Here is a 21,679-nt window from a genome sequence, read left to right as displayed (position 1 = left end):
TTATTTATTGTAATAGTCCAGGTTCATAACAAATGCACCACTATAACCATTTTCTATAAGTTCTTTTCGTTTTTTGATGGCCGTCTTATAAATGTATTGCCCCCATATATATCGGTAAATTCCATCCGGTCCCTTTATCCTTTTAACACCCTCAATATTTTTAAAGTAATTTGTATCCACGGGTATTTTAAGTGCAAGTAGTTGGATGGTGTATTTCCCATTTTTTTGATTGGTTTTTTCAATACGCTTTATCGATGCGATATTCCCTCTATGCTTTTTCTTCTCCAGTTCCCGGTAATTAATAATGCGGGCATCGGGGAATCCCATGTCTACTGCTTTGTTTACCAATTCAGATGCTTTTGCCCTTGAGCCATATTTTCCAATTGTATAGAAGTATCCTTGTGCAGATGGGAAAATCCAAACATTAGAAATACCTTGTTGTTCTACGCTTTTGAAATCATTTGGAGAAAGTGGTTTAGGTGAATCTGTAAGCATGATTGTATACTGCATTTGTATTGCTTTGTCTCCAAATTTGAGGTGTTCAGGTACCTTAAACTCTTCAAAAGTGATTTTGGTGTCGCCGGTTTTTAGTATGTTAATCTCTACGCGTCTGTTGTAGCGTTGTGCTTCAGGGTTTGGGTTGTTGGGGCTAACAAGTGGTTGGCTTTCACCTTGCGATTTGGCAACAAATCGATCTCTTGATATGCCTTTATCAACAAGGTAGTTAATGACATTTCTAGCTCTCCGGGCTGCAAGGCTTTGGTTGTATCCTGCGTTACCTGAAGGGTCTGAAAACCCGGTTACCTCTATGTACAGAGCCGGATTTTGGTCCATTACTTTGTAAAGTTTTTCTAATTTTATTCTGGCCTCTCTTGATAGTTGTGTGCTGTTATAATCGAATAGCACACCACGCATAAGAACGTATTCTCCACGGGCAACGGGTTTGGGTGTTAGCTCTACATCGAGTGTTACCTTAGGGAGCCCGTAATCTGGTGGAATACTTACCGATCTTTGGTGTATTTTGTATCCCGGGCCTGAGTAAGTCACTATATAGTCACCAGCCGGCACGGTCAGTGAATAAGTGCCATCTTTATTTGCCCTGGCTGAACCTACTATAGCATTGGAATTTTGATTTTTAACGCTGACATTGAAATCTGAGTCTACTTGTTTATTATCCTGTAATAGAATAATTCCCCGTATATCGAAATTTGAGTATTGGGGTTGCTCATCTTCAGGTTCTTTATACTGTGCTGTTTCTGTTGTTTCATTAGGTTGCTCTGTTGGTACGGGTTCATTTTCGGGTTGTTCAGCAACTGGTTCCTGTGGTTCTTCAGCAGCAGCTTCTTCAGTTGTTTCTGCGATTTCTTCTTGTTGTGTTTCTTTTGTTTGCGTGGGTTTATCTGTTTTTTCAGCCAATTGAGGCGCTTCTGTTTCGGGTATTTCTTCGTCGTCGTCGAATTTTAACTGGTATTTATAAATATCTTTTCTTCCAAAAGTATCATCCGGATCCCGGTGTGCATACAGGGCGTATTTTCCATTTTGATATGGCATAAAGAAGATATCGTCGTCTGTGGTATTTATTGGATAGCCTATGTTGAGCGGAGTTGTCCATTCGCCCAGTGCATTCTTTTTTGAGTAAAAAATATCGTATCCACCCATGCTGTTATGGGCTTCTGAACAAAAATAGAGGGTCTTGCCATCTTCCGATATTACCGGAGCGTCTTCGTCAAATGGGGTGTTAATTGCTCTGCCAAGGTTTACCGGGTCTTTCCATTTGCCCCTGTTGTCTTTTTCAATAACATAAATATCTCTTCCCCCTTTACCTCCTTTCATGGTGCTGACAAAATAGAATGTTTTACCATCTGATGCCGGATAAATGTGTGATTCCCAGTCACGGGAATTGATGTCATTGTCGAGCTCTTCTACTTCAGTAAACCGATATCCTTTTTTTTCTGCTTTGTAGAGGTTGCCATCACCGTAATCATCGCGGAAAAAGTACAGTTGGGTACCATCTGCAGATATGCCTACAGTAGCCAGATATCCGTCTGAATTTATTTTGTTAGTGATGTCTTCAGGCTCTGCCCATTCCCCGTTTTCTTTCCTGGTAGTGTAATTGATGATTTCGTAAAAGGTTTCTTGTTCCAAATCACGGTCGTAGATGCGCTGCAATGTTGTGTATATCATTGTTTTACCATCAGGAGTGATTACCGGATTAAAATTATCATCACTATCATTTATTACGGGTCCCAGGTTTGTTTTTTTTATAGGTATGGGAGAACTGATAAGCTCTTTGGCATTTTTACAGGTTTGAATTTGTAAATCAACATATTCATGGTAGTAAATATCATCATCATCTAACTGTTTTTTGTATTCAGTGTAATATTGCATGGCTTTATCCAGCTGAACATTAATTCTGTAGGCTTTGGCCAGATAAAACAGGGCCTCAGCTGGTGCCTGTAGTTCCCGGTAAGATCCTTCTTTATAGTTGTCTGAAATGTCTGTGATGGCCTTCTCCAAATAAGGTATTGCTCTTGATTTATCACCAAGCAGGTTGAGGTAACAAAGGCCAATATTGAAGTTAATATTGGCGTTTAGCTCACCTTTTTTTTCTATTTCCTCAAAGTATTTTATGGCTTGTGCATAGGCTCCGTATTGCAATTCACTATAACCTTCAAGGAATAGTTTTTTAAACTCTCTTGACGGACGTTGGGCTGTGGCTGCCAGACTGGTGATGAGTATCAGCAATATGAATATAATTTTTCTCATAGGTTATTTTAGTTTAAGCTCTATGAGCTCGTAAAAGTGCTGCTATATACAAAGGTAAAATTTATTATGAATTTTTAATATTTATTTCAATAGTGTCAAATACTGGCTTAGTACAAATAAAAAAACCTGTGGATAGCCACAGGTTTTTTTCCGATAGAAGTATATTATTACTTTTTAAAAACTTCTTTTTTCACTTCCTGGTAAGCTTCCTGAAAATCTTTTGTATGGTTAAGCTTTTTGTATTTCACCTGAAGCTCAATACTACGCTTCTGTAGTATGGTTGTTAAGGAATCTACTTTTTGATTTAATTCAGGATTTTCTGTTGTTTTGTGCTTAACGGTTAAATCTACGATTTGTTTTTCAAGTTCTACCAGCTCTTTCACATCATCTTTCATTGAATTTTTTTCTTCTTTGCAGCTTATGCTGAGCGTTAAAGCCAGTAAAATTATCAATATTAACCTCATCGTATATTACTTTTTCTTTGTTTTAATTTTATTTAAACTTTTTGTAACACCAAATAGCTCGATTGATTTCTTGTTATAAGCCAGTGCTGCTTCTTCGGGTGTTTCAAAAGAACCAAGGTTAATTGCTTTGCGGTTTACGTATATAATAGCCTGGTATTTGTTCGAGTTTTTTACCACGCCACGATAACCAAATTGGTTGTCGGTTTTGCTTGTGTTGCGAACTACATTCGAAAGGGTTGACCATTCAAGGTTCTTGATGCGGCAGTCAAGTGGATTTCCGTTAATAAATCGTACCCAGTAACGTCGCTCCTGGTCTGGTTTCTCAATAAATTTTTCGGCTACTACTTTTTGCAAATAGATTGTTTCATTTTTATATGAACCATCTGATTGCTTCCAGTTTTTTTGGAAAAATGCATAACCGCGACTATGGCGACGGAGGTTTTCAAGGAATTTAATTTTAGTCAGGTAGGGATGATTTACCAGGTATTCATATACCACATCATCGACCAATGCCTGATCTTCAGCATTTTTTAATGGTAATTTACAAATCATAATTTTGGTTTTTAGTTGTTAGTAAATTATTCCAAATATAACACGCTAGTAATTAATATACAAATTTTTGTTATTAAAATGTGTAAAATGTTAATATTTGTGAATTTAATGATTTGCCAGAATGCTCGTTTTTTTAGCAAAGTATTCCACATGACCGATATATTTTTCAATGTTCCTGCTTACAATTGATTGTGGGTATTGCTCGTTAATGATTTTTAAGTATTTTAATGCCTGGTCATATTCCTTCTTTTTTATATAAATGGCAGTCATTTTAAGAATATACCTTGGGGCCAACATAAAGTTTGCTCTGATGCTAATAGCTTCTTTATATTTTTTTAATGCTTCTGCATATTTTCCTTGTTGCGATAAAGCATCACCTTGTGCTCCCAGCGCTATTACCGAAAAGAATCGATCGTTTAAGTTTATAGATTTCAGGTAACGGAGCGTCTGGTCATATTTTTTTAACTGTAGAGCGCTTAACCCGGCATAAAGAGCTGCAATTCGTCTTTGCTTAGATGGTTTACTTTTGGTGAGCTCCTTAAATCCTTTGTAGTCTTTTGTTCCATTTAGTGCATCAACATAATTTTGGTTTCTGAAGGCTTGCTCTGCCCTGAACATTTGGGCACTTAGTTCAGGATTATCGGTGAGGGTGTCTTTATATTTTGGTAGTAAAAAGTAGCTATCTTGTTTGCGAGCGAAGTTTACAGACATTCGGTCATTTATATCAAAAACCAGGTTGTATTTTCCGTTATTTAACTGGGTTTGCCAAACCTGCTTCTTTTTTATCATCGGATTTCTAATTGATTTTTTATTTTGCTCACTTAGCTTTCTCAGTGAAAACAAATGCTCACTTCCAAATAATAATTTTGTTTGTTCTCCTTGCGAAAGTGTTACTGCAAGTCCTATTGCTTTGGGTTCTGAACCTACATTGGCTAAAGTGCTTTGATTGAAATTAATACCCGTGATGTTAAACTCCTCCATGTTAAGTTTTTCTGTAGATTCTTCTATGGGTTTTTTATTTAACTTCATCAGGTTGTACTTATTTTTTATGTATTCTTTAGTTTTTCCCCGGCGCACATAATATTCAATGGTGTGTTTTGCTGCATGAAGTGGCAACGTGCCAGGTCCACCGATGGATTCGATTTTAAATACATAAATCTTGTTGCCTATTTTATAACCATCTGAAATAGCTCCTTCCTGTGCATTAAAAGCCCAGTTATAAACTTTTTTGCTATTATTTAACTCATTAACTTGTACATTAAAAGCATGTGCTTCGTATTCTTCAATTATATAATTATTATTTGCGGCTTTATCTTCAAAATTTTCGGGGTTTTCAATAGAATGAGCAAACGTTGTTGCTTCCTGCAAGGTAGCCTCCATATCTTCTTTTGATGCAGTGAGGGGTCTGTATAGTCCTGTAAAGAAGTATCTTTTTCTTTTCTTATCGTGTTTTTTAATATTTATAATATGCCAGCCATACTGGGTTTTGGCTAATACAATTTCTCCCGGAGTATTCCCAAAGGTGCTATCGCTAAAATCTTGTGCCATTTTCGCATATCTAAACCATTCTGTATCGCCCCATTCATATTTATCGGGATTTTTGTTAGATAACTGTTTGGCTATATCAATAAAAGGCTTGTCTTTGCTTATCTGATTTTCTATTTGTTGTTTAATATTTTTGGCTTCAGCTTCGTTTGATTGTTTTAGTAGTATATGATGAGCCCAGGCTTTATCAGGAATTGTTTTAATGCTTACGAACTTTATTGCCCTGTATGAATTGTTGGCAAAATAAGGTCCATATATATCACCGGGTTTACCATTTTCGAAAAATGATTTTAATTCTTGCGGAATGGTGTTTTCATAGTAATAAGAAGAGTATCTTTTAAGATATGGTGTCATACTTGCAATTTTTTCAAAAGATTCTTCTGATTTCAGGAGTCTGTCAAATGTTTTATATTCTTTTTCATGGAAGTGTTTATGTATTTGGGTAGGTATGTATGCTGCTTTTAAATAGCGTTGCTCGTATATTTTATAATTACTTTTATGTTTTTCATAGTAAGTCTTATAATCTTCCTCGGTTAATACCACAGAATCATTGAAGTTGGTGTAGGGCAAAGCTGCTAAATGTATGGCCGCTTCCTTTTTATTTAGCTCCTTTATCCAATTGGCGTAAATGTCAGTAGGGAAAAAACTCGAGCTTAGAAGAGATTCGTATTTGTCTTTTAATAAATTTTCGGTAATCTGATTCAATTGATATTTCCAAACAAAGTATGGTTCATCATTTTTGTTTTGACTTATTTTATCGATAAATGGCTGTACTCTGGCTTTGTCAAATTTGCCTGTTTGTGGATTTTTAAAAATAGGGTTTCTTTTTATGGCAGAGTGAATATTTTTCCCTTGTATAAAATTAAATTGTTCTTCTTCTGAAATTTTTATACCCAGGTAATTGAATTCGTAGTGTAGTTTCTTTTTGCGCGCTAAATCGGTAAATGCCTTTATGCCCGTGCCTTCTTGCTGTTTTTTTGTATACTCTTCCTTTAGAATAATTTTATTGTATTTATCTATTTTTCGTTTTTCTTTCAGGTATTCCTCGTATGTAATTGCTTCTACAGTACTATCGGTGCTGAATTCAGTTATTTTATACGGTGGAAAACCTTCTGTTTTATCATTCTTGTTATTACATCCCGCGAAAACTGATAAAACCAATAGGGCAATTATTATTTTTTTCATATGTATAAATTTTCTGTTTAAATTGAGCCTTTTTCTTTATTTTCGTCAGGGCTCCAATTTTGTAATTTACAAATATAGTTGCTAAATAAAAAAGAGCAATTATTTATGGTGGAGATCGAAAGTTTTTTTTAGTTCTATATTTTCATTAACAGTTGTTTTATGAATCCACTAACTAAGTTGCTTAATATTAAATATCCTGTCATTCAGGGCGGAATGGTTTGGTGCAGTGGCTGGCGTCTTGCCGCAGCTGTGTCAAAGGCTGGTGGTTTGGGATTGATTGGTGCAGGTTCAATGCGTCCTGAAGTGCTTATTGAGCATATACGAAGAATAAAAGAAAATGGTGTTACAAATTTTGGTGTAAATATTCCGCTGCTATATTCTTATGCTGAGGAATTTATTGATATTGTTCTGAAGGAAAAAGTACCTGTTGTGTTCACTTCTGCCGGCAGCCCCAAGAAATTTACAAGCCTTTTGAAAGAAAATGGAATCAGGGTTGTACATGTTGTCTCAAGTGCAAAATTTGCTGTAAAAAGTGAAGAGGCCGGAGTAGATGCCTTAGTTGCTGAAGGTTTCGAAGCAGGAGGGCATAATGGCAAAGAAGAAACAACTACGCTAACATTGGTAGAACTCATCAAAAAAAGTATAAATATTCCTGTAATTGCGGCTGGTGGTATTGCCACAGGTCGCGCTATATTGGCTGTTCAGAGTTTGGGTGCCGATGGGGTGCAGATAGGAAGTTTGTTTGCTGCCAGTGAAGAATCTTCAGCCAGCGATAGCTTTAAAGAAAAAGTTATTAGCGCACGGGAAGGTGATACCATACTGGCCCTGAAAAAACTTGCTCCGGTACGCATGCTTAAAAATGAGTTTTGTAACAAAGTTATGGAACAAGAGAATGCTGGGGCAACCAAAGAATCGCTTGTGGAATTATTAGGTAAAGGCCGCGCGAGAAAAGGAATCTTTGAAGGCAATATGGTAGATGGTGAACTGGAAATAGGCCAATCAGCTTCGATGATATCTTCCATTCAGCCGGTGAAAAAAATCATGCAAAATTTAATTAAAGAATACGAAGAAGCCCTGAATAATTTTGAGGCTTATTTTTAAGAATAAAATTATATATATTTTTAATAAGCGTTTTTTTCTAGTGAAAGAATTGATTTTTGTACGAAGTATGTTAAAAATAAAACTGATAGTATTTTTTTTAGTGGCTGTGGTTTTTGGTAATAATGAAATGGAAGCTCAAATTATTATTGAGCCTCCGATAATAGATTCTATTTCTGTCGACACTGCACCAAATGGCACATACCACTGTGTGTTAGGCTGGGAACTATATGACTGGACAGGGTATGATATAGATTCAAGCGGCTTTATTGTAAGAGACGTAATTCCCGGATCTGGTTATGCCAATCCTGATACCATAAATGACGCAACTGCTACATTCTATATGGACTTTTCTTCCGACCCAGCCAATGATATACAAGGATATGGTCTGGTAGCATTTACAATTGTAGATGGGGAGTTTTTAAAATCGAAGATAGAAGATCAATTCTCGCGAAATTTTAGGTTAAGGGTTTTAACCTATGATTCCTGTTTGGCTATTGTGAAACTTTTCTGGAACGATTATTACAGCGACGAAGCCCCTTCAGGTATTTTAGAACCGGAATATACAATAAAAGCAATATCGGAATCCGATTTCCTGACAGCATCAGCTACAGGCAATTCATATACATTTCAGAACCTTAAACGTGAAGAAACATATTGGTTTCGTTTATCTGCCGAAACAGTTGATTTTACATCGTCTTCTAATCCTGTAACTAAGAAAATTACCACACCAGCTAATCCCGGTAAACCCTATATTGAGTCACTGCATACTTCTCATTCTTTTTCCAATACCGGAACAATAAAGCTTGATGAACAAGTAACGAATCATATTGAATTAATGAGCTCCCAACAAATTTATGGTAATTATGATACTGTATCCACTTACGATAATGTGCAAAATGAAAATCTAACCTACAGTGACGTAGGGGTTGGCGAAAATATTATTTACTATTATGTGGCTGCCTATAATGCTTGCGGGTTGAATTCCGTCCGTTCCGATACCCTGAACAGCATAGTTTTAGCCGCAAGAGATAATGAAGATTATATCAGATTAGAAGCCAACGGCCTCAAAAAAGCAGATGCTACATATAACCTGTATCGGGAAGTGGAAGAGACGGTTGATGTTTTTGATCCCGGCCCAATTCCAATGGTATACGACGATTATAGCATATTCGAATTAACCTTGAATGATTCAAAAGTAAAATATTACATTGAGGCTAACGTTGGTGATTCCATTACGGTAAGGTCAAACCCTGTGGAGATTGAAATACTGGATGATTTGTTGTGGCCAAACGCCATAATAGCCGGTGAACCCGGCATGGATGGTGTTTTTAAGGCAATACCGCAAAGATCGCTACCAGAAAGTTTCAACTTAAAAATCTACAATAAGTGGGGCGAATTGATATTTGAAACCGATGACATCAATACTGGGTGGCGTGGAAGGTATAAAGGTGACTTTGTAATGTCAGGAGGATATTTATACGTTGCAAGATACAGGTTTCCCGGGAAAAAAGAGAAAGTAGTGCGGGGCACTGTCACGGTGATTCATTAAGTTGCTATGCATAAACATAATTTATGTTAAATTATTTGATGTTATTTGATAAGTAATCAATAAATTTACAATTTCTTTTAGTTCAAGGATAATTAGTGGTGTAATTTTAGGTATGTTTCATTTTTAGCTTTAAATTTGTGAAAATTGCATAAAGTATGGGTAAAGAGCACAGTCTTACCATTAAATATAAATCAATCAGCCTGATAGGAAGCCAGGCCAAGCATAATCAGGATGCCTATGCTGAGTTTCAAATACCAGGAGGTTATGGATTTGCAATCTGCGATGGTATAAATGGAAAAGAAGGAGGCGGAGCCATTGCCTCAAAAATGGCCATTGAGTCTATTAAAAGGCAATTTCGAAACACACAATTCAAAAATCCGCAAAAAGCTCTGACCAATGCCCTTACATTGGCAAATTTTCAGTTATACGATCATATTCAAAAAAATGAGCGGTTCAAAGGGATGGGTGCCAGTTGTGGTATTGTGCTTGTTTTGGATGAACTCGTATATTACGCCTACATTGGTAATGTGAGGTTCTATATTGTAAGAGACAATACAATATACAGGCTTACCCGCGATCATACCAAAGCACATACAGCTCTGTCTCAAAATAAAATAACTCAGGATAATTTAGAATCCGACCCGGGTTACTATATCGTCGATAGAGCTTTAGGCTTTCAGAAAGATGTGAACTTTTCAGTATGTAAACAGCCCCTTTCAATGGAAGAGGGAGATGCACTGCTGCTTACATCAGACGGGCTTTTTAAAGAACTAACAGAAAGTCAGATTGCAGAGGTAGTCAATGATCCGGATGCCTCGGTCGATTTCATGGCTACAAATTTGGCACAAAAGGCCGATCAGGCAGGTGGCAAGGATAATATTACCCTGACACTTATGCATGTATTCGATCCGCACAAGGTGCCATATGCCCCTGAGGCCGGAGAAAAAACAGAAATAGTAGAAGGTAGAAAAGGTGTCCCAAAGGTAGTCTGGATCGTCATTGGTGTAATTGGACTGATAGCATTGTTGTATGGTATCAGTGAGATTGCTTTTAATCATGAAAATGTTACAAAAGAAGTCCAACCGAAGGAGAGTGTGGCCGATACCCAGCCGAAAGACACCATAAAACCTGCCCGCAAGGAACAATTAGAAAAAAAAATTGAAGAACCCCAGGGCATTAAACCCGAGTTTATACCCTATAAAATCCAAAAAGGCGATAATTTTTACCGCTTAGGTATTAGGTTTAATGTTACCGTTCAAATGCTGGAGAGGGTAAACAATGTTCAGGCAAAACGCTTGCGCTTAGGTCAGCGGGTAAGGATTCCTGTAAAAGCTGTTCATAAAGTTGAAAAGGGTGAAATACTGAGCTCCATAGCAGAAAAATATCATACTCCTGTAAAAGATATTCTAAAAGCCAATAAACTAGATAATGCCGATCGTCTTAGAGAAGGAATGGAACTGAATATTCCGCTGCAATACGACGATATAATTGCCGAGTAGTTTTGCAAAACAAATTCAAATATTTAACAATTCTGCTACCGGGCTTACTGCCTTTGCTCGTTTTTATTTTAGCTGATGAATTTGCGGGTACCACAAATGCTATCATTCTTGCACTTATAACAGGATTGGTTGTTTTTGTTTTTACATGGGTTCGCAATAAAAAAGCCGATACATTTGTATTGTTCGATACCATACTTCTGGCAGCCTTTGGTGGAGTTAGCATTCTTTTGCACGACGAGATTTTTTTTAAACTTAAGCCCGGAATTATTCAATCAATTTTAGTTGTAATTATCGGACTTAGTGCCTATTCTCCCAAAAATATTATGTTGGGAATGGCTCGGCGCTATATGCCCGATAAGGATTTTGACAATGAGCAGCTCAGGCATTTACGTAATCAAACACGTGTATTATTTTGGTTATTTTTGGGTCACACTGTGCTTGTCTTTTATAGTGCATTTTTTCTGTCAAAAGAGGCCTGGGCGTTTATTAGTGGCGGGCTATTTTATATTATTGCAGGGGTATGGTTCCTTGTAGAGCTTATACGCCAGCGATGGATGGCCCAAAATATTGAGTGGCTACCCGTACTAAATCAGCAAGGCAAGGTCGTTGGAAAAGCCACCAGATCGCAGGTTCATAATGGGTCCAAAGTTTTGCATCCTGTTGTGCATTTACATGTTTTCAACAACAAGGGGCAGCTATTTGTGCAGAAAAGGCCCATGCATAAAGATATACAACCCGGTAAATGGGATACTTCAGTCGGTGGACATGTGTCTTTTAAGGAAACACCCCAAAAGGCGCTACAGCGAGAGAGCAAGGAAGAGCTGAATATTGAAATAGAAGATGCAAAGTTTTTATTTTCATATAAATGGGAAAGCAATGTGGAAAGAGAATTTGTATATGTTTTTGCATTAACAACAAGTCAAAACCCATCTCCAAATTCAAAAGAATTAGCCGGGGGCCAATGGATGAGCATTAAAGAAATTAGGGAAAAGTTAGGTGATAATTTTTTTACACCGAATTTTGAACACGAATTTAATATGCTAATAAAACGTATAGTATTTAAATAGTGGAGAAAATAAAAAAACAATCTTTGTTGCTGAAATAAAAAAAATTGAATATATTAGTCCAAATTGTCAGAAAACTTTTTCGTCATGATAGATAAATACATAGCTGAATTACTGAAAAGCAATACCAGGGTAATTGTACCGGATTTTGGTGCATTTATGGTGAAATCTTCCCCTGGGAGTACTGAAAAACAAGTCTCTTTCAATGATTTTCTTAAATATAATGATGGTTTACTCATTAACCATATTGCAAAAAAAGAGAGCATTGTTAAGGAGGAGGCTCAAAAAAAGGTTAAGGCTTTTGTCGATGATATCCTAAAAGAATTAAAAGCCAACAAACCATACAAAATTGCAGATCTGGGATATTTATATAAAGATACCCGGGGTTCTGTTAGATTTAAAGCAGGTGAGGAAAAGCCGGAAGCAGAAAAATCGGCTGCATCTGCAACATCTGCAACATCTGTAAAGCTTGACGAAAAAGAAAAAACAGCCCCAAAAAAACCAGAAGATACGAAAGCTGAGAAAAAAGATGATGGAGCTGGAAAAAAAGCAGCAGTGGGTAGTGAAGAAAAAACAATAAACGAGAAGTTTAGCGATAAAAAAGAATCAAAAACTCAGGTAAAAGCTGGTGCACCCGAATCGAAAAAAAATACAGGGGCTAAACAGAAAACCGCCAGTGGTGGTGCCAGCGTCCCGCCAGGTAAAAAGCCACCCGCCGCAAAACAATCACCCAAAAAGTCAGATAATTCTTCAGTTATAATTATTACAGCGGCCATCGTTGTTGTGCTGGGAGCAGGCGCAGTGATTGCCTATCTAAACTGGGGTACTGTGCAAGGTTGGTTTGGCGGCTCTATTTTTGGTAAAGACGAACCAAAAGAAGTCGCAGTTGATAGTGCAGCAATTAAAGCCAAACAAGCGAGAATGGATTCTATTCGATTGGCACAGGCCAAACAAGATAGCATTGCAAATGCACGCCAGGAAAGTATGCGTAAAGCAGAAGAAGTAAAAAGGCAAAAGAATCAGAAAAAATATTACCTGGTAGCCGGTAGTTTTAAAAATAAAAAATATGCCGACATGTTTGTTCAAAAATTGAACAGCGAAGGGTATAATTCTGAAGTATTCATGGAACGACGCGGTTTCTACAGGGTTTCATACAATAGTTATGTGGACCGGCAAAAGGCCTTTAACGAATACAGACGCATGAAAAATCAGGATGTTCAGGTGTGGGTACTCAGACACTAAGAAATAAAGTTTTCAATATAAAGCTGGCATTCATTGCCGGCTTTTTTTATTTTTGTGTTTTTACTGCTCTTTTAACAATATCTTTTAATGAAGCTATCGGTTATAATTGTCAACTACAATGTCAGGCACTTTCTGCGCCAATGTTTGCAGTCAGTCGAAAATGCTATGGCAAAAACAGCTGCTGAGGTTTTTGTGGTTGACAACAATTCGGTCGATGGATCCGTGTCGATGGTTCATAATGATTTTCCCTGGGTAAAACTAATTGAGAACAAGGAGAATTTAGGATTCTCCAGAGCCAATAACCAGGCTATAAAGCAGGCAAACGGAGCTTATGTGTTGCTGCTGAATCCGGATACTGTGGTGGAAGAGGATACCTTTGTAAAAGTTATCGAGTTTATGGATAGCCATCCGGATGCTGGTGGCTTGGGCGTAAAAATGATAGATGGCAATGGGGAATTTTTACCCGAATCAAAAAGGGGATTACCCACGCCTATGGTCGCTTTCTATAAAGTTGCCGGATTGTCATCGCTTTTTCCTTATTCACGAAAATTTGGTCGATATCATCTTAAATATCTGGACAAAGATAAAGTTAACGAGGTCGATGTGCTTTCAGGAGCATTTATGTTGGTTAGAAAAAAAGTAGTGGATAAAATTGGCGGGCTCGATGAAACTTTTTTTATGTATGGAGAAGATATCGACTGGAGTTACCGCATCACTAAGGCCGGTTATAAGAATTATTACTTTCCGGGCACAACCATAATTCATTATAAGGGCGAAAGTACCAAAAAAGAAAGTATAAACTATGTTGTAGTTTTTTACAATGCCATGATCATATTTACGCAAAAACACTTTGCGCGTAGGTATGCTTCTGTATTTTCTTTCATGATACGAATGGCTATAATGCTCAGCGCCGGATTGGCTATTTTTAAGCGTTTGCTCAAACGACTTTTTATGCCGGTTCTTGATTTTTTAGTTTTGTGGGGCGGTTTTTGGCTGCTTACACCGCTTTGGGAAAAATACCAGTTTGGAGTTACTAATTGGTTCCCCGACAATTATTTAACTATTGTGGTTCCATTTTATGTGTTAATATGGATAATAGCCCTGCTTTATAGCGGAGGATACGACAAACCATATAAGTTTTTCGATATATTGAAAGGAGTTGGATGGGGGCTTTTATTACTTTTAATTGTGTATGCTTTGCTTCCCGAAAATTACCGGTTTTCCCGCGTGATGCTTCTCTTGGGCGGTGTTTGGGCTACTATTACAGTTCCGGCATTGAGGTATATTCATCGAAAAATTGAAGGTGAACCAGCCAGTAAAACACAAGCCGTCAACACTATTGTAGTGGGCGAAGCTGGCGATGTTGAACGTGTACAAAAGATTTTTTCCAACAATATAAAAACCAATGTAATAGGCTTTGTGTCTGTCGCCGATCATCCTGATGAAAAAGCACTCGGTAATCTTGAAAATATAGAAAAGGTAGTTAAAGTAAATAACGTTGCTGAAGTTATTTTCAGTGCACAACATTTACCTGCCAGAAACATCATCCGGCTCATGATTAAACTTGGTGACCCACGCCTTCGTTTTAAAATTGTTTCACCAGATGGTATCGCAGTAATTGGCAGTAGTACAATACATTCGCTCGATGATGTATACAGCATTGAGGTAAATGCTATTAATAAACCCTCGAACCAACGTTTTAAACGCACATTTGATATTGCGCTTGCGCTGTTGCTAATTATTCTATATCCGGTTTTATTTTTTACAGTTAGGCAAAAAGGTGGATTATTCAGAAATGCCTGGTCTGTGCTTTTGGGCAAAAAGAGCTGGGTAGGTTTTGGGCAAACAGAGCGACTTCACGAATTGCCAAATATAAAAAGCGGTGTTGTGCACCCTGGCATGTTACACGCAAAACAGAACTTGTCCGCCGATTTGATTCAGCGTGTCAATATGATTTATGCCAAGGACTATCGACTTGTCAATGATTTAGCCATTGTTTTTCGTTTATGGAAACATTTAGGAAGCTGAATTGTATTACAAGTGATTTAGAGTAAAAAATTTATTTCGCGCAACGTTATGGTAAAAGTAAAAGTTTTGTTACCCGCTATGGGTGAGGGAGTTATTGAGGCTACGATAACCCAGTGGCTGAAACAGGTTGGAGAACAAGTAGAAGAAGACGATCCCATAGTAGAAATTGCAACCGATAAAGTAGATAGTGAAATACCGGCGCCGGTTTCAGGTAAACTTTCCCGTCAGCTTTTTAGCGAAAATGATGTGCCAAAAGTTGGCGATCTCATAGCAGTTATTGAAGCAGAATCTGCTGAAGATGTAGACGAGTCGTTTATTTTAACAGAAGACGATACGGATGATTCAAAATCGGCAAAGCCCAAACAAACATCGGTGCAGGATGAGCCAAAAGAGCAGGCAGAAGCTGAAATGCAAACATCGGACGATAGAACTGAAACCAGTGAATCCGAATCATTGGGTAGTGCTTCGTTTTTTTCGCCTTTGGTTAAGAGTATTGCCAAAGCAGAGAATATAAGCTTTGATCAATTAGAACAAATCAAAGGAACAGGACTGCATGGTAGAGTGACAAAAGACGATGTGCTGAACTGGTTAAACAATCCTAAAGTACAAAAACAAACAAAGCAACCAGCTTCTGAACCACAAACTAAAAGTGTTGGTAATGCAGTACCTGCACCCGAAATATCAATACCATCGCTCCCCGGAGACGAAATTACAGAAATGGGACGCATGAGAAAACTCATTGCCGACCATATGGTTACAAGTAAAAGGGTAAGCCCGCACGTAACGTCTTTTGTCGAGGTTGATGTGACCAATATTGTTAACTGGAGAAATAAACACAAAAGTGATTTCCAGGAAAAGCATAATGAAAAATTAACTTATACCCCAATTTTCATAGAAGCTCTTCTTAAAGCTATCGCAGATTATCCGATGATAAATGTGTCTGTTTCCGGTACTAAAATAATACGTCATAAGCAGGTTAACATTGGTATGGCAACGGCCTTGCCTTCCGGCGATCTTATTGTACCGGTGATCAAACAAGCAGATGAGAAAAACCTTGTTGGACTGGCGCGATCAGTAAATGATTTGGCTTCGCGTGCACGCAGCAATAAGTTGAAACCCGATGAGATTCAGGGAGGCACATTTACTGTGACCAATGTGGGAACCTTCAATAACATCACCGGAACACCGGTGATTAATCAACCTGAAGTGGCCGTTTTGGCTTTGGGGGCAATTAAGAAGAAACCAGCGGTCATTGAAACGCCTTCAGGAGACACCATTGGTATTCGACACATTATGATTTTGGCAATGAGCTATGATCACAGAGTTGTAGATGGTGCTTTGGGAGGAATGTTCCTCGATCGTGTAGGTAAGTATCTTGAAGATTTTGACCAGAAGCGGACAATTTAACGAATTTTATTCTTCGTAATAAATAAGAAATAATCCTGCCATCCATAGAATTTTATGTGTGGAGTTTAATGTTAATTGTTTAATCCGGGAGGTAAAATGCTAAAAAAAATATTTAGCAAAACACATTTTATAACTTTCTTACTCATTATAACAAACCTGTTTGTTTTTTCGCATAATGCCATGGCTCAGCACTCATGGAACAAAACAAGAAGCGAGGCTGGTGTGAATGTATACGAGCGGGAGAGTGCCCACCGCCTTAATGATATAAAAACGGTTTTCAAACTAAATGCTGATATGAACAGTGCCATTAGTTTTTTGCTTGATGCAGAGGCCTTTAAGAAAATGGTTAGCAATATTAAAAAAGCCAGGTTAATTGAAAAAGTCAGCGAAACAGAGCGATACTATTACCTGAATATTACAGTAGATAATATTATTAACAGAGACGCTGTTGTAAAAGTGGCATTCAGCCAAAATAGCCGTTCAGGTATTGTTACCTGTACCATGGAGCTGAATAATTCAATTAATTATGATACTGAACATGAGAGCATTATGCCATTTATAGCCCAATGGTATTTAAAGCCTAAGCGAAATGGGCAAGTAAAAGTAACCCTGATTTACTCAGGTGAAATAGATGAATACAATGATTTGGTTTACACACTGGTGGAAGAGTTGATGAAAAGTCAATTATTTCAGGTCTCCAAAAGTATGAAAACAGAAGTGAATACCTTAAAATATGAGAATGCAGAACCAAATTTATTTCGTTAATCTGGAATTATCCAATCACAGGGTTTCCCAGACTGATATTATTTTTGCAATGCGTTTAAGTGTATAATAATTTATTAGAGTCGCTTAGGCTGTTCTTTTATTATGCCTTCGCGGTAGGCTTCCAATAGTCTTTCCAAATTCTGAATTTGCCCTTTCAGTTCAAATCCTATCTCTGTATCACCAACCCTTTTCCGTACATTATTGCGCTCGAGCATTAATTTGGTGGTTGATATGTCGGCATTTTCCACAATTGCTTTTTTTCTGGATTCAAATGGTTTATGCGAAGCTAATGTTAAGCCATAAGAATTGTAAATTAGGGTATATCCGGCTATTCCCGTAATGTTTTGATATGGCTTTGCCAAACCACCATCAATTACGATAAGTTTACCGTTACCTTTTACCGGATTTTCACCTTTTTTACGCTTAACCGGTGTGTGGCCATTCACGATATGCCCTTGTGCGGGATCGATTCCGAAATCTTTTAAAATTTTATTGCACGTTTCCTCTTCATCGCGCAAAGCAAAGTATGGATTATTCTCCTCGTGATGTGTGGTCTTATCTGACAGGAGATACCGCTCAAAAGTGGCCATTTTCTTCTTCCCAAATAGCGGCGAAACCGGTCCTGCCCATAAATACCACAAAAAGTCCAGCTCATAGGAGTTGGGTGTGTTCTTTAAATGGTTGGAAAATGCTTTGCGCACTATTTTTTCAAGTTTTAAAACCAATGCTTTGCCGCTATAGCTCTTGTCAAAAATTTTCATGCGCTGGAAGTTGCCGTTTCTGGTCATCGGCATACAACCATGATACAATAAGTTATTGTTGAATACCAAATGCATGTTTCCCACTTCATATAAATAGTGCAGATGTTTTTGCAGTTTCTCTGAGTTTATAAACGAGTGTTGCAAACGCTCCATTAATTTTTTTTCTTCGCTCGTTAGCTCATAGGGCTTAGCAGGATCGATTGTGGGCCATGCATTGTCCTTCAGCGGATAGCTTTTGTTCCCAATTTTTATTGTCCCCGATTTATAATCAATTTTATCGAGCAGCAGGCGGCCTTCCATTTGGTACCAGGGGTTTCGTTTAACGATGGCTCCTTCAATTTTAAATTGAATAATGCTTATAGCCTTGTGCATTTGTCTTATCATTAGCTGCTGCTGGGGACTATTTTCAGCTGAAGCCTCGCTTTTAGGGGCAAATACCTCGCATGAATCATTTTCGTAAGTTTCCATGGCAAATGTGGCCAGGGGCATCAGATTTATGCCATAGTTTTCTTCAATAATCGATAAATTATCATATCGGGCCGATATTCGTAAAACATTAGAGATGCAACCGGTGCAACCCATGGCAGAACCCATCCATAATATGTCGTGATTGCCCCACTGAATATCGACACTCTTAAAGGTCATTAAGGTATCTATAATTCGGTCTGGTTCTGGCCCACGGTCAAATATATCACCTACAATATGAAGATGGTCAATTACCAGCCGCTTAATAAGTTCCGATATGGCCATCACAAAGTTGTCTGCCCGGTTGATGCGTATGATTGTATCAATAATCCCATTGTAATACTCCTGTTTGTTAGGGGCATTTTCCTGCTCATGCAATAATTCTTCAATAACATAAGCAAAATCATTGGGTAGGGCCTTTCTTACTTTCGAACGTGTGTATTTTGTTGATGCATTGCGGCATACTTCCACAAGTCTGAAGAGTGTAACTTTATACCAATTCTTCATTTCATGCTCATGGTTGTGTTCTATTACTTTGAGTTTTTCTTTGGGGTAGAATATAATTGTAGCCAACTCTGATTTGTCTCTTTGCGAAATCGTATCCCCAAAAACGTCATTTATTTTGCGTTTTACCACCCCGGAGGCATTGTTCACAATATGAATAAACGAATCGTATTCCCCATGTATATCAGACATAAAATGTTCTGTACCTTTAGGTAGATTGAGTATTGCCGACAAGTTGATTATTTCTGTGCTGGCTGCCTGGATTGTGGGGTAAGAGCGGGATAGAAGTTTATAATAGCTGAGTTCTTCTTTGGACAGTTTCATGATGTCAGATGCTTTTTGACTTTGATTTTTTCATGTCATGAAGTTAATAATTCTTTATCAGAGGAAATCGGAAATTTTATGAAAATATTTTAAAAAAAGATGAATAGCATATTTTCAATTATGAGGCAATAGTTATTTGTTTCATTTTATGGAACTAAAGTTTTTTGTATCTTGCCTCGCAAAAGATTATGAGGTCTTTTTTTGTGGAGTATACCCGTTTACTCCCTGAAATTTTATAATTGGTTTAACTTGTTAATATTCAGCTATGAGAAGTATTTTAATGATTGCATTAGTGTTGATGACACTGAGCTTGTCGGCGCAAAATCTGCCCTCTGCCGATGTGAAAAAACTCTCGGGTCAGGTTGTAAATACCTCAACTTTTTCTAATGATGGTAAACCTCTCGTTGTTAGTTTTTGGGCTACATGGTGTAAGCCATGCGTAAAAGAGCTAAATGCTTACAATGATTACTATATGGATTGGAAAGATGAAACAGGAGTCAAAATTATAGCCGTCTCTACCGACGACACCCGTAGCTCCGGTCGTGTGGCTCCATACGTCAATGCCCGTGGATGGCAGTTTGATGTTTTTCTTGATGAAAACGGCGAATTTAAACGAGCGATGAATGTGGCCAATGTACCCCACACCTTTTTAATAGACGGTAATGGCAAAATTGTATGGCAACATACAGCTTATGTCGATGGTGATGAGCATGAATTATACGACAAATTGCTCGAAATTACAGAAAAATAATACGTATACTAAATAAGCTTCATGCTCCGAAATCCCCAATAGCGGAGAATAAATTTTTGAAAGCTATGAGAAAGTTTTTTTTGCTGTCGCTGGTATTGTTATTTCCCCTAATGGCTTTATCACAAAAAGAAGAACAACCCAAAGGTCGCCTGAGCGGTAATTTTAACATGGAGGCCTGGTATTATCTCAAAGATAGTGTAATTGGTACAGAGGTGCCACCTGAAAAAACATTGATGAACGGTTATGCCAATTTTCGTTATGAGTATGGTGATTTTACCGCAGGTATGCGTTTCGAAGGTTATTTGAATACACTACAAGGTTTTGATAAGGGCAACGATGGCACCGGAATCCCTTACCGTTTTTTGTCATATAAAAATGAAGAGCTCGAGTTTACTGTTGGGAATTTTTACGATCAGTTTGGCAATGGGTTGGTATTACGTGCATGGGAAGATAAAAACCTTGACTACGATAATGCCTTTGAGGGTATACACGTAAAATACAATCCCTACAAAGGTGTCTATTTTAAAGGCCTTTACGGTAGGCAAAGAATATTCTTCGATTTAGGTGAAGGTATAGTGAGGGGTTTCGACGGCGAGGTAAACATTAACCAGCTTTTTGATACTTTAAAGTATGCTAAAACACGTTTAGTTTTAGGTGGTAGTGTGGTTTCAAAATATCAGAAAGACGAAAATGTACAATACAATTTGCCTGAAAATGTAGCCTCCTTTGCCGGCCGTTTTAATTTTCAGCATGGCATGTTCTCTTTGAAAGGTGAATATGCGCACAAGATCAATGACCCATCGGCCGATAACGGTATGATTTATAAAGACGGCGATGCTTTGTTGCTTAATAGCACATGGTCTAAAGGAGTATTTGGTGCTATGCTCAGTGGTAAATGGGTCGATAATATGAGCTTCCGATCAGATTATCAGGCAGTGGATAAGAACTTATTGATTAATTATTTGCCTGCTGTAACCAAAAATCACGCCTATGCACTCACGGCTATGTATCCTTACGCCACTCAGCTCACCGGAGAAGCAGGAGTGCAGGGCGAGTTTTATTACAGGCTAAAACGGAACACAGCACTTGGCGGGAAGTACGGTACTTTAATTACACTGAATTATTCACGGGTACACGATATTGAACGAGAAACAGCGGGTCTTGAAAATGATACCCTCGGCTATAAAGATAAGTTCCTGGCCATTTCAGATGAGCTGCTTTATGATGATTTTAGCCTTATAATTGAGCGTAAATTTTCACGGAAATTTAAGGGTACCTTTATAGGTCAATATGTTAGCTACAATCAGCAATTCATCGAAGGAAAGGGAGGCACTGTGTACGCCAAAACAGGTGTACTCGATTTGAGTTATAGCATAAAACGCCGCCATACCATCAGGCTCGAACAGCAAATATTAATGACTGAACAAGATCGCGGCGACTGGTACAGTGTAATGCTCGAGTATACAATATCTCCTCACTGGTTTTTTTCTGTTATGGACCAATACAATTATGGTAATGATCATAAAGATTTACGCGTACACTATTATACGCTGAGTATGGGATATAATAAAGGAGGAAATCGTGTTCAGCTGAATTTTGGAAAGCAACGTGAGGGAATTGTATGTATTGGCGGTGTCTGCCGTCAGGTTCCATCAGCCTACGGTGCTTATGTAACCTTAACTTCAACGTTTTAAATAAAGTTAAGAT

Annotated in this window: 15 protein-coding genes and 1 pseudogene; 11 read left to right on the top strand and 5 right to left on the bottom strand. The window is 37.9% G+C overall.

Annotated features, from left to right (window positions below):
* The 4 genes from ACTB0Y_RS08450 to ACTB0Y_RS08435 all read right to left on the bottom strand — a co-directional run bounded on the left by ACTB0Y_RS08450 (position 1) and on the right by ACTB0Y_RS08435 (position 6,512).
* Entirely contained in the window at positions 1-2,766 is a 2,766-nt protein-coding gene (locus ACTB0Y_RS08450; protein WP_463206378.1) for an OmpA family protein, read from the bottom strand.
* A gap of 167 nt (positions 2,767-2,933) precedes the next feature.
* Positions 2,934-3,230, bottom strand: a complete 297-nt coding sequence (locus tag ACTB0Y_RS08445; RefSeq protein WP_463206377.1) for a hypothetical protein — start codon at positions 3,228-3,230, stop codon at positions 2,934-2,936.
* Between the two features lie 6 nt (positions 3,231-3,236).
* Positions 3,237-3,782: an HNH endonuclease gene (locus tag ACTB0Y_RS08440; protein WP_463206376.1), complete on the bottom strand. Its 546-nt coding sequence runs from the start codon at positions 3,780-3,782 to the stop codon at positions 3,237-3,239.
* 105 nt (positions 3,783-3,887) lie between these two features.
* A complete protein-coding gene (locus ACTB0Y_RS08435) occupies positions 3,888-6,512 on the bottom strand; it encodes a peptidylprolyl isomerase (RefSeq protein ID WP_463206375.1) in 2,625 nt (874 codons plus the stop codon).
* A gap of 159 nt (positions 6,513-6,671) precedes the next feature.
* On the opposite strand from ACTB0Y_RS08435, the gene ACTB0Y_RS08430 reads away from it, so the two are divergent.
* The 9 genes and pseudogenes from ACTB0Y_RS08430 (at position 6,672) to ACTB0Y_RS08390 (ending at position 17,167) form a co-directional block, all read left to right on the top strand.
* Entirely contained in the window at positions 6,672-7,613 is a 942-nt protein-coding gene (locus tag ACTB0Y_RS08430) for an NAD(P)H-dependent flavin oxidoreductase (protein ID WP_463206374.1), read from the top strand.
* A gap of 67 nt (positions 7,614-7,680) precedes the next feature.
* A complete protein-coding gene (locus ACTB0Y_RS08425) occupies positions 7,681-9,162 on the top strand; it encodes a T9SS type B sorting domain-containing protein (RefSeq protein ID WP_463206373.1) in 1,482 nt (493 codons plus the stop codon).
* A 155-nt stretch (positions 9,163-9,317) separates the two neighbouring features.
* Complete coding sequence (locus ACTB0Y_RS08420) at positions 9,318-10,661, top strand: LysM peptidoglycan-binding domain-containing protein (RefSeq protein WP_463206372.1); 1,344 nt, start codon at positions 9,318-9,320, stop codon at positions 10,659-10,661.
* 2 nt (positions 10,662-10,663) lie between these two features.
* Positions 10,664-11,131, top strand: a pseudogene (locus ACTB0Y_RS08415) (septation protein IspZ); the annotation flags it as partial.
* Between the two features lie 84 nt (positions 11,132-11,215).
* Positions 11,216-11,728, top strand: coding sequence for an NUDIX hydrolase (locus ACTB0Y_RS08410; RefSeq protein ID WP_463206401.1), 513 nt, complete (start codon positions 11,216-11,218; stop codon positions 11,726-11,728).
* An 84-nt stretch (positions 11,729-11,812) separates the two neighbouring features.
* A complete protein-coding gene (locus ACTB0Y_RS08405; protein WP_463206371.1) occupies positions 11,813-12,967 on the top strand; it encodes an SPOR domain-containing protein in 1,155 nt (384 codons plus the stop codon).
* A gap of 87 nt (positions 12,968-13,054) precedes the next feature.
* On the top strand, positions 13,055-14,995 hold the full coding sequence (locus ACTB0Y_RS08400) for a glycosyltransferase (protein ID WP_463206370.1): 1,941 nt from the start codon (positions 13,055-13,057) through the stop codon (positions 14,993-14,995).
* Positions 14,996-15,043: 48 nt separating this feature from the next.
* Positions 15,044-16,402, top strand: coding sequence for a dihydrolipoamide acetyltransferase family protein (locus ACTB0Y_RS08395; protein WP_463206369.1), 1,359 nt, complete (start codon positions 15,044-15,046; stop codon positions 16,400-16,402).
* A gap of 96 nt (positions 16,403-16,498) precedes the next feature.
* Positions 16,499-17,167, top strand: a complete 669-nt coding sequence (locus tag ACTB0Y_RS08390) for an SRPBCC family protein (RefSeq protein ID WP_463206368.1) — start codon at positions 16,499-16,501, stop codon at positions 17,165-17,167.
* A 74-nt stretch (positions 17,168-17,241) separates the two neighbouring features.
* On the opposite strand, the gene ACTB0Y_RS08385 is transcribed toward ACTB0Y_RS08390, so the two are convergent.
* Positions 17,242-19,221: a fructose-bisphosphatase class III gene (locus ACTB0Y_RS08385; RefSeq protein ID WP_463206367.1), complete on the bottom strand. Its 1,980-nt coding sequence runs from the start codon at positions 19,219-19,221 to the stop codon at positions 17,242-17,244.
* Positions 19,222-19,486: 265 nt separating this feature from the next.
* On the opposite strand from ACTB0Y_RS08385, the gene ACTB0Y_RS08380 reads away from it, so the two are divergent.
* Positions 19,487-19,972 (top strand): peroxiredoxin family protein, encoded by a 486-nt coding sequence (locus ACTB0Y_RS08380; RefSeq protein ID WP_463206366.1) that lies wholly within the window; start codon positions 19,487-19,489, stop codon positions 19,970-19,972.
* 65 nt (positions 19,973-20,037) lie between these two features.
* The gene (locus ACTB0Y_RS08375; protein ID WP_463206365.1) at positions 20,038-21,666 is read left to right on the top strand and encodes a DUF6029 family protein; all 1,629 of its coding nucleotides are present in this window, start codon (positions 20,038-20,040) and stop codon (positions 21,664-21,666) included.
* Positions 21,667-21,679 lie beyond the last annotated feature (13 nt).

This window comes from Salinivirga sp., from assembly GCF_055145285.1.
This window is presented reverse-complemented; position numbering and strand designations above follow the sequence as displayed.

Coding starts and splice junctions, on each gene's coding strand:
- ACTB0Y_RS08450 (WP_463206378.1), bottom strand. CDS start 2,766: ATGAGAAAAATTATATTCATATTGCTGATACTCATCACCAGTCTGGCA.
- ACTB0Y_RS08445 (WP_463206377.1), bottom strand. CDS start 3,230: ATGAGGTTAATATTGATAATTTTACTGGCTTTAACGCTCAGCATAAGC.
- ACTB0Y_RS08440 (WP_463206376.1), bottom strand. CDS start 3,782: ATGATTTGTAAATTACCATTAAAAAATGCTGAAGATCAGGCATTGGTC.
- ACTB0Y_RS08435 (WP_463206375.1), bottom strand. CDS start 6,512: ATGAAAAAAATAATAATTGCCCTATTGGTTTTATCAGTTTTCGCGGGA.
- ACTB0Y_RS08430 (WP_463206374.1), top strand. CDS start 6,672: ATGAATCCACTAACTAAGTTGCTTAATATTAAATATCCTGTCATTCAG.
- ACTB0Y_RS08425 (WP_463206373.1), top strand. CDS start 7,681: ATGTTAAAAATAAAACTGATAGTATTTTTTTTAGTGGCTGTGGTTTTT.
- ACTB0Y_RS08420 (WP_463206372.1), top strand. CDS start 9,318: ATGGGTAAAGAGCACAGTCTTACCATTAAATATAAATCAATCAGCCTG.
- ACTB0Y_RS08410 (WP_463206401.1), top strand. CDS start 11,216: ATGGCCCAAAATATTGAGTGGCTACCCGTACTAAATCAGCAAGGCAAG.
- ACTB0Y_RS08405 (WP_463206371.1), top strand. CDS start 11,813: ATGATAGATAAATACATAGCTGAATTACTGAAAAGCAATACCAGGGTA.
- ACTB0Y_RS08400 (WP_463206370.1), top strand. CDS start 13,055: ATGAAGCTATCGGTTATAATTGTCAACTACAATGTCAGGCACTTTCTG.
- ACTB0Y_RS08395 (WP_463206369.1), top strand. CDS start 15,044: ATGGTAAAAGTAAAAGTTTTGTTACCCGCTATGGGTGAGGGAGTTATT.
- ACTB0Y_RS08390 (WP_463206368.1), top strand. CDS start 16,499: ATGCTAAAAAAAATATTTAGCAAAACACATTTTATAACTTTCTTACTC.
- ACTB0Y_RS08385 (WP_463206367.1), bottom strand. CDS start 19,221: ATGAAACTGTCCAAAGAAGAACTCAGCTATTATAAACTTCTATCCCGC.
- ACTB0Y_RS08380 (WP_463206366.1), top strand. CDS start 19,487: ATGAGAAGTATTTTAATGATTGCATTAGTGTTGATGACACTGAGCTTG.
- ACTB0Y_RS08375 (WP_463206365.1), top strand. CDS start 20,038: ATGAGAAAGTTTTTTTTGCTGTCGCTGGTATTGTTATTTCCCCTAATG.